The organism is Phascolarctobacterium faecium DSM 14760 (assembly GCF_003269275.1).
Classification (GTDB): Bacteria; Bacillota; Negativicutes; order Acidaminococcales; family Acidaminococcaceae; genus Phascolarctobacterium; species Phascolarctobacterium faecium.
In genome coordinates, this window is the sequence record NZ_QLTS01000003.1 from 39,364 (window position 1) to 54,081 (window position 14,718).

Below are 14,718 nucleotides of genomic sequence, written 5' to 3' on the forward strand. Positions count from 1 at the left end.
TCACATCTTACTCTGATTTAAAAACCTTGTCAAGCACACAGTCAATTACCTGCAATTTAAAGAAGCTCTATAATCACCTGCCAAAATAGAGTATAATACTGTTAACAAGCATCTTTTTTAAGGAGGATTTTGCCATGCTTACTAAATTACCCGCCCAAAATAAAATCGCCGCGTTCGATATCGACGCTCAAAATACCTTTACTCCGGTCTGTCCGGACGAACTTCCGGTTGCCGAAGGCGACCAGATCGTTGAGGAACTGAATGCTCAGGCAGCTCTAGCATCGCTGCGTATCGGCTCGCGTGACGCCCATTCCTCTCAGGCAGTCTGGATCGCAGGTAACGGACATCCTGTGCTCAGTCCCGTCAGCGGCTACCCCGATGTCGATGTATACTGGCCGGCTCATGCCATTGTTGGGACCAAAGGTTTTGAATTTATTACTGGTCTTGATCCTAAGAACTACGACTTTCAGGTCTACAAAGGTATTGAAATCGACAAACATCCCTATGGGGCCTGTTACCATGATTTAGCCAACACACTTTCTACCGGCGCGATCGAGTATCTGCGTGAACATGGCATCACTACAGTGATCTGCGGCGGCCTGGCTACTGACTACTGCGTAAAAAATACTGTTTTGCAATTACGTGCCGCAGGTTTCGAGGTCATCCTGAACCTTGCTGCCTGCCGCGGAATCGCTCCCGATACAGTTGCGGCGGCACTCGAAGAAATGCGTACCCACGACGTCACGATTGTCGAAAATACCGCAGAATTAAAGAAAATGCTGTAAGCACACAAACAAAAAGGACGAGCATGTGCTCGTCCTTTTTTCATTATTATAGTTATTCTTTTTTCCACACCTCAATACCACGCTGGCTTGGCAAGATCGCCGGATCGAACTCCGGCTCTACGATACCGGCACGTTTTTGATCCATATAATCATGCAAAGCAATATAAGCATACTTGCCTAAAATCGCGATCGCCACTAAATTCGTTATCGCCATCAGCGCCATAAACAGATCGGCCAGATCCCATACCAGGGCAACTTTAGCCACACTGCCAAACAGTACCATACCCACTACGAAAACACGGAACAACATCAGCGTCATATAATTTTTACTGATAAACCCGATATTGATCTCACCATAATAATAATTGCCTACAATAGAACTGAACGCAAACAGGCAGATCATTCCTGCCAGAAAACTCGGCGCCCAGGGTCCTAAATGCTGTGACAAGGATTGCTGCACCAATTCGATACCGGTCAGCTTACCTTCAGTATAACCATCGGACAACAGCACGATAAAAGCTGAAGCCGAGCATACCAGTAAAGTATCAACAAAAACGCCAAAAGCCTGGATCAGGCCCTGTTTTACGGGATGCGAAGCACTGGCAGTAGCAGCAGCATTCGGCACACTACCCATACCAGCCTCGTTTGAGAACAGGCCGCGCTTGATACCGGTCATCAGCGCCGCACCCATACCGCCTCCGGCAACAGCCTGCAGATCAAAGGCCGAACTGAAGATAGCGTTGAAAACCTGCGGCAGTTTCTCTATATTCATCAAGGTCACGCCTAAAGCTATTAAAAGATACAGACCGGCCATAATCGGCACCATCCATTCAGCGACCTTCGCAATACGCGCCACGCCGCCGAAAATGACAATACCGGTCAAAGCGGCAATTATACAGCCCATCACGAAACGATCCAGTCCAAAGGCAGCCTGCAGGGAAATTGTGATCGTATTCGCCTGTACCGAATTAAAAATCAAACCGAAGGTCACACTGATCAAAACGGCAAACAAGGCCGCCATTGGTTTGTTTCCCAGTACGTTCTTAATATAATAAGCAGGTCCGCCGCGGTAACCGCCGCCTTCACGCGGAACTTTGTAAATTTGCGCCAGCGTGCTTTCAATAAAGCCCGTAGCCGAACCTAAAATGGCGATGATCCACATCCAGAAAATCGCTCCGGGACCACCGCTGACGATAGCGATCGCAATGCCGGCAATATTACCAACACCAACACGGGAAGCAGTGCTGACACAAAATGCCTGGAAGGAAGAAATATGGTTATGTTCAGTCTTCTGTCCAACGCCTTCCTTTAAAAGACGTACCATTTCCTTCAGGCAGCGCACCTGTACAAATCGTGTCCGCAATGAAAACCAGATTCCCAGACCTACCAGCATCACAATCAGAACATATGACCATAAAATATCATTGGTAAAAGCAACAAAACTCTCTAAAAACTCCATTTTCTCTCTCCTTCATAATCAGACCTGTTATTACTTTTCTCTCTCGGCAGGTACCTCTACATATTCGCTACCGACCTGTTCCAGCTGCGTTGCCATATTAAGCGCCTCAGTCAGCCACCGCTCCGCCTCATCCTGCTGCTCTTGTTTCATATACAGCAAAATCCTGGCCTGCTGACCATATTCTACCGACGCCACTGTAAAAAGCTGCTGCTGATAGATAATATTCAGAAGTTTTCCTGCGTCCGCCGCGTCCGCACTTAAAGCAAAAGTACCCATTAAAATCTTCCGTGCCAGGCCGCAGCTTTGAACAGCTTTGGACACGCTGCCAGTATACGCGCGTACTAACCCGCCTGCACCAAGCTTGATCCCGCCGAAATACCTTGTCACTACCGCTGCAACGCCGCTCAGCTGATTTTTCCGCAGCACTTCAAGCATTGGCAGTCCTGCCGTTCCTGACGGTTCGCCGTCATCACTCGATCTTTGCGCCAGCTCATCAATAATATAAGCAGAACAATTATGCGTAGCATCCCAAAACTCTTTTTTTACAGCCTTGATGAAATCCTGCGCTTCTGTTTCACTGCTTACTTTTTTCAACGTGCAGATGAACCGCGATTTCTCAATAACTGTTTCGTCACGGTAATCGGTCCTGATAGTATACAATGCTTTTACTCCTTTTCCAATACGCTGTTTTTATTATAGCATAAGGCAATATTTACCGAAACTTTATCTTTAGCCTTTTAACTTTAAAATTTTTTTGTTATAATATTTGGAAGTATTAATAAAAATATGCAAACCTCTGCTGTTTTCCGCAGACAAAAATCTACACCATAAGGTGTTGATCTGATATATTTTATTTTTATTCAAGGGAAAGAGGTTTTACACAATGAAAACGTTTTGTCATCTGATAGGCAAATACTTTGGTATCATCGCCGTTGTATTTCTTATCCTGGGCATGACCGTACCCGACAGCTTTAAATGGGTAGTCGGTAATATCGGCGGCATCCCGGTTTTGAGTACCTTATTGGGCGTTATTATGTTCGGTATGGGCACCACACTCAATCTCCGTGATTTTGCTTTAGTTTTAAAGCGGCCTGTCGATGTTTTTGTCGGTGTCTGCGCCCAGTATCTTATCATGCCTTCACTGGCTTTTTTACTGGCTATGGCCTTTAATTTAGACCCGGCTCTAACTGCTGGCGTAGTTTTAGTTGGAACCTGCCCTGGCGGCACTTCCTCCAACGTCATTACCTTCATGTCCAAAGGCGACTTGGCCTTATCTGTAACTATGACCAGTGTTTCCACACTGCTTTCACCGATTCTTACTCCGCTCATCACTTATCAGCTTATCGGACAGAAAATCGCTTTTGACCCGCTGGGAATGTTCTGGAGCATCATTCAAATCGTTATTATACCGATCTGTCTTGGTCTGGCTGTTAAAGCGCTGCTGCCTAAACTTGCTGAACAGGCTACCGATTATCTGCCTGCTGTTTCGGCTATCGCTATCTCCCTGATCATTGCCGGCGTTATCGCCGTCAGCCGTGACAACATCGTCAAAACCTCCGGTATCATTCTGCTGGTCGTCATCTGCCACAACTGCCTGGGTTATCTGTTAGGCTTTATTTTAGCCCGGATCACCGGCATGAGCTGGAAAAAAGCCATTGCGCTTTCAGTTGAAGTAGGTATGCAGAATTCCGGTCTGGCTACAGGCCTGGCTAAAACTCATTTTACTTCCATGCCTATGGCTACCGTTCCTGGAGCTATTTTCTCAGCTTGGCACAATATATCAGGCGCACTGCTGGCCTGGATCTTTGTCAACTTCCTCAATCCCAAATATGCTCCTGCCGAAGAAGAAGAATCCGTATCATCTCAAGCTTAATATTACAGAGAGATAAAAATTAAGCAAGCGTCCGTTTCTTAAAAGAAGCGGACGCTTTTTTTATCCGAATAAACACTGCTTCTCAAACCACCGGCAACAGTGTATAATTCATTTTAGTAATATTTTTAAAATTTCCAGCAAAAATATCTGTTTAAACTGATATTTATAAAGGAGTTGCTACATTGTCCGAACTTGCTCCTCTTATCGAAGACCTTGCTTTTATCCTTGTACTTGCCGGTATCGTTACCATTTTCTGCAAAAAATTCAATCAGCCTTTGGTTTTAGGCTATATTTTGGCAGGCTTCTTTGCCAGCCCGCATTTTAACCTGCTGCCGAATGTAGTCGATACAGCCAATATTACAGTCTGGTCGGACATCGGCGTTATTTTTATTTTGTTCAACCTGGGACTTGATTTCAATTTTGCCAAAATCAAAAGTATCGGCGGCACAGCGCTGATCGCCGCTGTCACAGAACTGACAGGCATCACGCTGCTTGGCTATGCCTGTGCCAGACTGCTTGGCTGGCAGCCTATTGACAGTTTCTTTGCCGGAGCTATGCTTACCATGTCTTCTACAGCAGTCGTCAGTAAAACCTTTGAAGAGCTGGGACTCTTGAAAGAACGCTTCACGCAATTTACCTTCGGTATCCTGGTATTGGAAGATATTTCCGGTATCATTATGATGGTCATGCTCTCAACCATCGCCGCGGCAGGCGCTGCCATTTCCGGTACAGAAATGCTCGGCAGTATCGGCGAACTGGCCTTTTTTCTCATTATCTGCTTTGTCTGCGGTATTTTCTTCCTGCCTACCTTCTTCCGCAAAGTCAGCCGCTATCTGACTTCCGAAACACTGCTCATTTTCTCGCTGGGCCTTTGCCTGAGCATGGTAGTCCTGGCAACTAAAATGGGTTTTTCGTCGGCATTAGGCGCATTCCTTATGGGTTCACTGCTTTCCGGTACGGCTTTTACAGAAACCACAAAAAAACTTTTGACGCCGGTCAAAGATCTTTTTTCCGGGATCTTTTTCGTTTCTGTCGGAATGATGGTAGACCCCGCTCTGATCATTAAATATGCGCTGCCGATCGCTGTACTTACAGCAGCTTTGATCATCGGCAAAATTATTTTTTCATCACTGGGCGTCCTTCTGGCAGGCAAAGACCTACAGACAGCGCTGCGCTGCGGCTTCAGTTTGACGCAGCTGGGTGAAATAACCTTTATCGTAGCCTCTATCGGCGCTGCTCTCAAAGTCACCAGCGATTTTTTATATCCTGTTTTCGTAGCTGTTTCAGTTATCAGTATTTTTCTTACGCCTTCAATCCTGCGCCACGCCGATAAAATATCCGGCTGGCTTCTGCGTAATCTTCCCGCAAGACTGCTGCGGCTTTTACCTCAGCCTGATGAAGCTCCCGCCAGCGACGAGCAGCGCAGTGCCTGGAAAGAACTGCTGCAGAGTTACTTTACCCGCCTCACAGTTTTCTGTGTAATTCTCAGCTTCCTTGCCTATCTGGGACAAAGTAAGCTGCTTCCATATTGCCACAGGCTTTTTGACGGCTATACAGCTGATATTATTGCCGCAGTTATCCTGCTGTTGTGTATGGGGCCATTTTTAATGGCGGTCATGTTCCAGAGGGTTGCACATACAGACCTTATAGCAAGTCTGTGGTTCCAAAAACCCGCTAATCATCTGCCCATTTTTCTTCTGCTTTTTATTAAGATCGCTGTTGGTTTGTTTTTTATCCTGTCCGTATTTACAAGTATACTGGGTTTCAGCAAATTTATCGCGTTTGCTGCAGCCTGCATTCTGGCAAAATTCATCTATTCCTCAGAGTATTTCGTGGAACGCTATTTACAGATCGAGGCTCAGTTTATGATTAACCTGAATGCCAAAACTCTGGCAGCACAGAAAAAACACGCCGCCAACCATCCTGCCTGGCTCGATGAACAGCTGCATGTCAAACGCTACCGTGTAGCAGCGACTTCACTCTGCGGCGGTAAAAGCCTCAAAGAACTTAATCTGCATCGCCGTTATAATGTTTTCGTGCTTGAAATCCAAAACGGCAGCCAGATCCTGCCTATCCCCAGCGGCAGTGCCGCTATCTATGCCGGCTCTCAGCTGCTTTTAACAGGTACGCCCAGACAGCTGCAGAATTTTGAACTGGCAATCCAATCCTATGATATGCAGATTCTGCCGCTGGCTACTGATAACCAGCAGACACTGCACCAGTTTTTAGCTGATCCAAAGCATGGCAGCACATCCTACTTCTGTTACGCGATGCCGATCGACAGGCATTCGCCGCTCTGCGGCTCCACTCTCAAAAAAAGTTCTTACCTCGGCAAGGTCAATTGTCTGGCTTTAGGTTTGGAACGTGGTAATTATACGCATCTCAATCCTGATGCCTCCTTTGTCTTTCAAAAAGGCGACATCCTATGGATCATTGGTACTCAGGAAATGATGAACCAGCTTTTTATCAGCGAAACCATTTAAAAAGACAGCAGAGAAAATTCTCTGCTGTCTTTTACTGTTTTTTCTGCGCTTTATCTTCATACATCTTCATATCGACACGTTCCAAAAACTCTTCCAGGGTTTCTTGTCCGTCATAAGCCGCCACGCCGCAGCTGATTGCTATACTGTACTCACTGTGCCCCTTTTTAAAACGGTGACCTGTAATCGTTTCCGACATTTCCAGGCAAAGCCTTTCCACATAGTCTTTATCACTGAAAGGGCAGGCCAGTAAAAACTCATCGCCGCCGATCCTGGCTGCCCAGCCGCTGCACTGCTCATTAAGCGCATTTATTTTGTCAACTACATAAAGAATGACCTCATCGCCGCATAAATGCCCAAACCTGTCATTGACACTTTTAAAATGGTCGATATCGATCAGCGCCAGCGTCAGCTTTAACTGTTCTTTCTGAACAGCAAACATTTCCTGCAGCAGATTGTTCGCATGGCCTTTACTGTAAAGGCCCGTAAAACTGTCACGGGCCGCAAGTTCACTGTAACTGCTGATCAGTTCCCGCAGCTCACTGCTGTCTTCGCTGGTAGCATCATAAACGCTGAAAGAATTTGTCACATCGCGTCCCAGCTCCAGCACATATTCTTTACCATCTTGCTCCCAGGGCGTACTAAGAATCAAAATACTTTTATCTCCCAGATATTCCATTTTCATGATTTGCTTTTTCTGCTGGACAGCCCTTTCGGATGAACAATTCGGACAGGGCTTACTGCGATTCCACAGCTCATAACATTTGCGGCAGGGCTCACACATCTTGCCGTCATTATAATCGTGGACTAAGTGTGTCCTCATATCCACGAAGCGGTAAACATCAAATAATTTATCTATAGTTAAATTCCCTGCAAGCTCCTGATCGATTGCATCTATCGGATATATATTTTCTTCCAGTTCTATACTATCCATACCCTTTAAAGCCATTCAATTCTCACTTTCATATTTTTTATTAATTACTTATTGTTTTACAATTATAACAAATATAAATTGCCTTGGCAACGATTACTCGCTGCATTTGTACATATGCTATAATAAACATATATCATTAATTAGAGGTCACATATTATGGATATAAAACAATTGATACACACACTGCAGCACACACACCAGCTGCAGCCGGAACAAATGCAGACCTTGCTCACAGCCGCTTTCAGCGACGCTGTCATCCGTGCAGAACTGGCTCAGGCTGCACAGCAAACTGCTCAGGCTGTTTTCGGCAATAAAATCTATATTCGCGGGCTGATCGAATTCACCAATTACTGCAGAAATGACTGTTATTACTGCGGAATACGACGCAGCAACACAGAAGCTGTTCGTTACCGCCTGACCGAAGAACAAATCCTTTCCTGCTGTGAGCAGGGTTACGCCTTGGGCTTTAGGACCTTTGTTCTGCAGGGTGGCGAAGATCTTATCTACAGCGACACAGATCTGGCAGCTATCATCAGCGCCATAAAACAGGCTTATCCTGACTGTGCCGTTACACTTTCCATCGGCGAACGCAGACGTGAAGCCTATCAGCTTTGGAAAAAAGCAGGCGCAGACCGTTATCTGCTGCGCCACGAAACAGCAGATAACGAACATTATGCACGACTGCACCCGGCAGAACTCAAAGTGAGTAACCGCAAACGCTGCCTGCGCGATCTCAAAGAACTGGGTTATCAGGTCGGCACTGGCTTTATGGTAGGCTCGCCCTGGCAAACAATGGCTAATCTGCTCGAAGACCTGGCCTTTATCCGTGAACTGCAGCCGCAGATGATTGGTATCGGTCCCTTCATTCCCCACCATGCTACACCCTTTAAAAATTATCCCGCAGGAACGCTGGAACAGACCTTAACACTGCTGTCCGTCCTGCGCCTGATGTTTCCCAAGGTATTACTGCCTGCGACAACGGCTCTCGGCACCATCGTTCCCAACGGACGTGAGCTTGGTATTTTAGCAGGTGCCAATGTTGTAATGCCCAATCTTTCCCCGGCAGATGTCCGCCAAAATTATCTTCTTTATGATAATAAACTCTGTAGCGGAGCAGAAGCCGCCGAAACCAAGAATGACCTCGCCGCACGGCTGCATTCTATCGGCTATGAAATAGCCGAAGGCCGCGGTGATTATAAGGAGTCCTGAAAATGCTAGCAAAAGATCAAGTCATAAATACCTACCGTGCGCTCAATAACTGGCGCAGCTTCCGTCTGAAGCTGTTTATTGAAGGTATCATAATCGGTATCCTTTCAGGGCTGATCATCAGCTTTTTCCGCTGGTCCCTGCATCTGGTAGAAACTAACCGTGAACATATTTACACCTTTCTTAAAAACACAGACTGGTATTGGACCGCTTTTTGGTTCATCGCTTTAGCTGTAATAGCCTTCACTTTAGACAGACTGACAAAATATGAACCTCTGGCTGCCGGCAGCGGTATCCCTCAGGTCAAAGGCGCTATTTTAGGCTTCATTAAAATGCGCTGGCTGCGAATCCTCTGGGTCAAACTGCTCGCAGGTATCATCGGCATCGGAGCCGGTCTTTCCCTGGGGCGGGAAGGTCCTTCGATCCAGCTTGGCGCCGTAACCGCCCAGGGACTCAGCCGCCTGCTGAAACGTACCCGGCTCGAAGAACGTTACCTGCTTACAAGCGGTGCCAGTGCCGGCTTGGCGGCAGCCTTCAACGCTCCGTTAGCGGGCGTTATTTTTGCTTTAGAAGAACTGCACCGCAATTTTTCCGTAGTCGTCCTGCTGCCAGCCATGGCTGCCGCAATGACTGCAACGGTTATTTCACGTTTCTTCTTTGGTAACGACACTATTTTTGATTTTTTCGGTCTGCCTTTCCTGCCGCTGGAATATTACGGCTATGTGGCCCTTTTAAGCCTAGTCGTAGGTTTGGCAGGCGTAGTTTTTAACGCCGGACTTTTAAATATTCCCCGTTTCTACAAACTTTTCCCTACTCCGTTCAGCAAAATAGTCTTCGCATTATTCTGCGCCGGTATTTTAGGCTTTGTTTATCCGCAGGTGCTGGGCGGCGGCAACGAATTGATCAACAATATTGCCAAAACACCTTACACTCTGCAGGCTTTACTGTTGCTGCTGGCAGGTAAATTCATCTTTACAATGCTCAGCTACGGCAGCGGCGTCCCCGGCGGCTTCTTTCTGCCTATGCTTGTCATCGGAGCTCTCACAGGAAGCGTCATCAGCAATATCATGATCGCTTTAGGGCTTCTTGACCCTTTCTTTTACTCCAATATCATCGTCATCTCTATGGCGGCTTTCTTTTCCGCCTCGGTACGGGCTCCAATCACCGGTATCATCCTTATTATGGAAATGACCGGCTCCTTCCAGCATATGCTGGTTTTGTCCATTGCCTCAATCGTGGCCTTTATTGCCGCCGAGCTGTGCCGCAGCAAACCGATCTATGAAGAACTGCTGGCACGCAGTCTGCAGTCAGCCAATAAAAATGACGGCAGTCACTGTGAAAGACAGCGGAACGTCATTGAACTGGCAGTCTGCAGCGGCAGTCCTATCGACGGACGTCTGATCAAAGAAATCAACTGGCCTGAGCATACACTGCTCGTGGACGTCAAGCGCGGCGAAAGCGACCTGATACCTATAGGTGACACAAGATTGCGGGCAGGCGACTTCCTTTATGTCCTCACCGACGATACATTAGCCAAAGATCTTCGTAAAATGGCCGAGGGTGAGTAATCTTATTCTTTTATATTGCGAAATTTTACTGATAACTTATCAGTTTTCCCTTGTCAAATAGTTGTTTTTTAGATATAATGTAAAGCACATTCTGTTTCTTATCAGGATGGCAAACTTGCACTTATCTATAATTTGAGGAGGGGTTCCCACATGGACAAAGTTAAGGAAACCTTAAATAAGGTTCCGCTCTCCGGATATATTGTTTTGGTTATCGCCATTGCAATTTTCTCCGGTCTGTTTGCAAATGCCGGTCATGGTCTGAATATTTTCGACTTTGACACATTAAACGGTAAATTCGGTACAATGAAAAGCGCTAAAGCAACATTCTCAGGTCAAGGCGGCAGCGGTGCACGCGACGGCTTCCTGTTTGCTTTCGGTTTGGCTCCCGGCGTTATGCTGGCAATGGGCCTCATTGAAGTAGTTGAGCATTACGGCGGTCTTAAAGCAGCTCAAAAGCTGATGACTCCGATTCTGCGTCCGATCCTTGGTATTCCGGGTATCTGCGGTATCGCGCTCGTTTCTTCACTGCAAAGCACTGACGCCGGCGCAGGTATGACCAGACAATTACATTTGGAAAAACAGATCACTGATAATGAACTTTTGATTTTCAGTGCCTTCCAGTTTACAGCAGGCGGCCTGATCACTAATTATCTTTCTTCCGGTTCCGCACTGTTTGGATTCTTGACAGTACCTATTTCCATACCTCTGGCAGTACTGTTTGTTATGAAAATTTTCGGCGCTAATATGATGCGCGCCTATGTAAAAATATTCTGCAAGGAGGCCGCATAAGCATGAGTGAAGAAAAAATCAACCACGCTCCCGAAGACGCTGCAGCTGCGGCAGAGGCGGAACTTAACGCAAAATTAGCAAAACCTTCCTTAATGGATATCTTCGTTCGCGGTGCCCGCAAAGGCTGGAACATCGCTATTGATAATATTATCCCTAACGTTTTGATGGCTTATGTCTGCATCAAAATCTTAAACGTTACCGGACTCCTGACTCTGGCAGGCAAATTCTTCGCTCCTGTTATGGCCATCTGGGGTCTTCCCGGCGAAGCAATCATGGTACTGTTCAGTGCGCTCATGTCCATGGGCGGCGCTGTTGGTGTCTGCATGGCGCTTTATAACGACGGCGGCATCGATGAACGCTCGATTACCATCGTTATCCCCGCTATCTACCTCTTGGGTTCCAAGATCCAATATCTAGGCCGTTTGCTGGGTACTGCCGGCGTTCCTTCCAGACATTATCCGATCCTGCTCAGCATTTCTTTCCTGAATGCCGGTATCGCCATGTTCATCATGAAAATTTTGACCATGTAAAGCAGTCGTCAGTTTATTCTGAAATTAAACTCCATTCCAGTTATACTGGAATGGAGTTTTTTATTTAGAAACAACTATTTTCGCAATAAAGAAATCTCTTTTCCGTTGTAAATACAACTTACTTTAAACTGTAATTATAATATCATAAACATGGAAGAAGTATTTGTCTGCTCTGCCGTTATGGCAGCAACCACAATAACGGAGAAGGAAATCTCCATAATTATAAGGAGTGATATTATGGAACCGAAAATGTTTTGTTTTCAATGTCAGGAAACAGCCGGCAATAAAGGCTGTATGTTTGGAGGTGTCTGCGGTAAAAAACCTGAAACCGCCAATCTGCAGGACCTGCTGACTTATGTGACCAAGGGACTTTCCGAAATAACAACCCGCCTGCGCTCTGAAGGCAAAGAAATCCCAGCAGCCATCGACCGGCTGATCACTACTAACCTGTTCATGACCATCACTAACGCTAATTTTGACGATGACCGTTTTATCGACAGAATCAATGAAACTCTATCCAGCCGTGACGAACTGTTTGAACAGCTCCATGACGATACAGGACTGAGCGATGCCGCTTCTTGGCAATATCGTACCGCAGAAGAAAGGACCTTAAAAGCTGACAAGGTGGGAGTACTGGACACCGGGAATGAAGACTTACGCAGTCTGCGTGAGCTGACCCTCTACGGCTTAAAGGGTATGGCTGCTTACAACAAACACTCTAACGTTCTGGGTTACGCCGATACAGCTATCGATGCCTTTTTGCAGAAAGCTTTAGCAAAAACCTTAGATGACAGTCTGAGTACCGATGACCTGACATCCCTTGTCCTGGAAACAGGCAGCTTCGGCGTCAAAGTTATGGCACTGCTTGATACTGCCAACACTTCGACCTATGGCAACCCTGAGATCACAAAAGTTGAGCTTGATGTCAGAAACAATCCCGCGATTCTTATTTCCGGGCACGACCTGCGTGATTTAGAAATGCTGCTGGAACAGACTGCTAATACAGGCATCGACGTTTATACCCATTCTGAAATGCTGCCGGCACATTATTATCCGGCTTTCAAGAAATATCCTCATTTTGCAGGCAACTACGGCAACGCCTGGTGGAAACAAAAAGAAGAATTCGAAGCCTTCAATGGTCCGATCCTTCTGACTACCAATTGTCTAGTGCCGCCCAAAGAGAGCTACAAAGATCGTATCTACACTACAGGCTCGGTAGGTTTTTCCGGCTGTAAACATATTGATGGAGAAATCGGGGAAATAAAAGATTTCTCTGCTATCATTGAATACGCTAAAAAGTGCCCTCCTCCCACACAGCTGGAAAGCGGCGAACTTGTAGGAGGGTTTGCACATCACCAGGTCCTCACTCTGGCAGATAAAGTCGTTGACGCAGTCAAAAGCGGAGCCATCAAAAAATTTGTTGTTATGGCAGGCTGTGACGGACGCAGCCCGGCACGTAATTACTATACAGATTTCGCGAAAGCTCTGCCACAGGATACTGTTATCCTGACTGCCGGCTGTGCCAAATATAAATATAATAAGCTGCCGCTCGGCGATATCGGCGGCATCCCCCGTGTTTTAGACGCAGGTCAATGCAACGACTCCTATTCGCTGGCGCTGATCGCACTCAAGCTGAAAGAAGTTTTTGGCTTGGATGATATCAACCAGCTGCCTATTGTTTACAATATCGCCTGGTATGAACAAAAGGCCGTTATCGTTCTTCTGGCACTGCTTTCCCTGGGCGTTAAAAATATTCATCTCGGCCCTACTCTGCCAGCCTTCCTGTCGCCAAATGTTGTCAATGTCTTGATCGAAAACTTTGGTATTGCCGGAATCACTGATGTAGATACTGACCTGGAAATATTTTTTGGTAAAAATTAAACCTGCATAAAAAAGACGAGTCCGTTAGGACTCGTCTTTTTGCTTATAATTCATCCAGTTCCATAATACAGCTGGCCAAAAGCAGCGCTCTTTCAGTTAATGTAGCTACCTCTATATACTCACTGTCGCTGTGAGCCCCGGCGCCGCAGGGTCCTACACCGCACAGAGTGGGTGCACCTGTCATGGCCGGCCAGGCCGCGTCAGAAGCCCCGCCAACATATTGCTGACCCGGTTTTGCCAACCCGAGCTTTTCAGCCTGACTTGCATAGTGTTCGTACAGCCGCTGCACTCCGGGTGTAGTTTCAAATGGCATAAATTTAATCACATTGCCAGTTACCGTAGTCTTAGTATGAGGAACATAATTCGTTTCTACAATCCGCTGCACATCGGCAATAGACTTTTCTGCTTCGACAATAGTTTTAAAGCGCACATCAACCTCGCCAACGGCCTTATCAGCAACAATATTAGCCATAGTACCGCCGCTGACAACACCAACATTATATGTAGTCCCAACAGCAAAATTATTGAGAGCATGGATAGCTACTGTTTTCTGTGCCAGTTCCAAAATCGCACTGGCGCCTTTTTCAGGTTCATTCCCCGCATGTGAAGCGATCCCCTCTACTACCAGCGTTGGCCTGGTAGTTCCCTTCCGGCCCGTAACGACGCTGCCGTCAACGCGTCCAAATTCCAGATTAAAAACAGCATCCTTCCCTGCGCCCGCTTTTTTGAACTGTGCCACCGCATCAGTAAAAGGATGTGACATTTCTTCATCACCGCACAGTAAAACGGTCATATCCGTCTCCTGCCAGCCATTCTCCAGCAAGGCCCTGATTACATATAAAGCCATAACCAGCCCGCCTTTCATATCCAGTACGCCTGGGCCGTAAGCCCGTCCGTTTTCAACCTTGAATGGGCGAACCGCCGCTGTACCTTGATTGAACACCGTATCCATATGCCCTGAAAACAGTACCTGCTTTTTACCGGGCTGCGCTTTCCTAGCAAGCAGCTGTACAGGAGCACCATCAGTTTCCAGATATTCTACAGTAAATCCCAGCACTTCTAAGAACGCTCCTATTCTCTGTGCCACCGCATTTATACCGGCCAAAGCATCTGCTCCTGAATCAATATTCACCAATTCTTCCAGTAATTGCAGCATCCCCTGCTCTGATCCTCTGATCTGATCTAAAATTTTCGTTTTCATCCAAACTCTCCT

Annotated in this window: 12 protein-coding genes; 8 read left to right on the forward strand and 4 right to left on the reverse strand. The window is 46.6% G+C overall.

Annotated features, from left to right (window positions below; genetic code table 11):
* Positions 1–134 precede the first annotated feature (134 nt).
* Positions 135–785, forward strand: a complete 651-nt coding sequence (locus C8D73_RS05275) for a nicotinamidase (protein ID WP_113077547.1) — start codon at positions 135–137, stop codon at positions 783–785.
* A 52-nt stretch (positions 786–837) separates the two neighbouring features.
* Here C8D73_RS05275 and C8D73_RS05280 read toward each other — a convergent pair whose 3' ends face one another.
* Both C8D73_RS05280 and C8D73_RS05285 read right to left on the reverse strand, forming a co-directional pair.
* Positions 838–2,244 (reverse strand): alanine/glycine:cation symporter family protein, encoded by a 1,407-nt coding sequence (locus C8D73_RS05280; RefSeq protein WP_046430537.1) that lies wholly within the window; start codon positions 2,242–2,244, stop codon positions 838–840.
* 30 nt (positions 2,245–2,274) lie between these two features.
* Positions 2,275–2,904 (reverse strand): YigZ family protein, encoded by a 630-nt coding sequence (locus C8D73_RS05285; RefSeq protein WP_021718677.1) that lies wholly within the window; start codon positions 2,902–2,904, stop codon positions 2,275–2,277.
* Between the two features lie 223 nt (positions 2,905–3,127).
* Between C8D73_RS05285 and C8D73_RS05290 the strand changes: the two genes are divergently transcribed.
* Together C8D73_RS05290 and C8D73_RS05295 are read left to right on the forward strand one after the other, a co-directional pair.
* Complete coding sequence (locus C8D73_RS05290; RefSeq protein WP_046430541.1) at positions 3,128–4,117, forward strand: bile acid:sodium symporter family protein; 990 nt, start codon at positions 3,128–3,130, stop codon at positions 4,115–4,117.
* A 182-nt stretch (positions 4,118–4,299) separates the two neighbouring features.
* Positions 4,300–6,600 (forward strand): monovalent cation:proton antiporter family protein, encoded by a 2,301-nt coding sequence (locus C8D73_RS05295; protein ID WP_113077548.1) that lies wholly within the window; start codon positions 4,300–4,302, stop codon positions 6,598–6,600.
* Between the two features lie 31 nt (positions 6,601–6,631).
* Here C8D73_RS05295 and C8D73_RS05300 read toward each other — a convergent pair whose 3' ends face one another.
* Complete coding sequence (locus C8D73_RS05300) at positions 6,632–7,546, reverse strand: GGDEF domain-containing protein (RefSeq protein ID WP_113077549.1); 915 nt, start codon at positions 7,544–7,546, stop codon at positions 6,632–6,634.
* Between the two features lie 141 nt (positions 7,547–7,687).
* Here C8D73_RS05300 and hydE point away from each other — a divergent pair, with 141 nt between their 5' ends.
* The 5 genes from hydE (at position 7,688) to hcp (ending at position 13,505) form a co-directional block, all read left to right on the forward strand.
* Positions 7,688–8,740, forward strand: coding sequence for a [FeFe] hydrogenase H-cluster radical SAM maturase HydE (gene hydE, locus C8D73_RS05305; RefSeq protein ID WP_113077550.1), 1,053 nt, complete (start codon positions 7,688–7,690; stop codon positions 8,738–8,740).
* A gap of 2 nt (positions 8,741–8,742) precedes the next feature.
* Entirely contained in the window at positions 8,743–10,305 is a 1,563-nt protein-coding gene (locus C8D73_RS05310) for a ClC family H(+)/Cl(-) exchange transporter (RefSeq protein ID WP_113077551.1), read from the forward strand.
* Positions 10,306–10,455: 150 nt separating this feature from the next.
* Positions 10,456–11,094 (forward strand): nucleoside recognition domain-containing protein, encoded by a 639-nt coding sequence (locus C8D73_RS05315; protein ID WP_021718683.1) that lies wholly within the window; start codon positions 10,456–10,458, stop codon positions 11,092–11,094.
* Between the two features lie 2 nt (positions 11,095–11,096).
* Positions 11,097–11,624: a YjiG family protein gene (locus C8D73_RS05320; protein WP_021718684.1), complete on the forward strand. Its 528-nt coding sequence runs from the start codon at positions 11,097–11,099 to the stop codon at positions 11,622–11,624.
* Positions 11,625–11,861: 237 nt separating this feature from the next.
* A complete protein-coding gene (hcp, locus tag C8D73_RS05325; RefSeq protein ID WP_113077552.1) occupies positions 11,862–13,505 on the forward strand; it encodes a hydroxylamine reductase in 1,644 nt (547 codons plus the stop codon).
* Between the two features lie 43 nt (positions 13,506–13,548).
* Here hcp and C8D73_RS05330 read toward each other — a convergent pair whose 3' ends face one another.
* The gene (locus tag C8D73_RS05330; protein ID WP_046430552.1) at positions 13,549–14,706 is read right to left on the reverse strand and encodes a M20 family metallopeptidase; all 1,158 of its coding nucleotides are present in this window, start codon (positions 14,704–14,706) and stop codon (positions 13,549–13,551) included.
* Between the last annotated feature and the right edge of the window lie 12 nt (positions 14,707–14,718).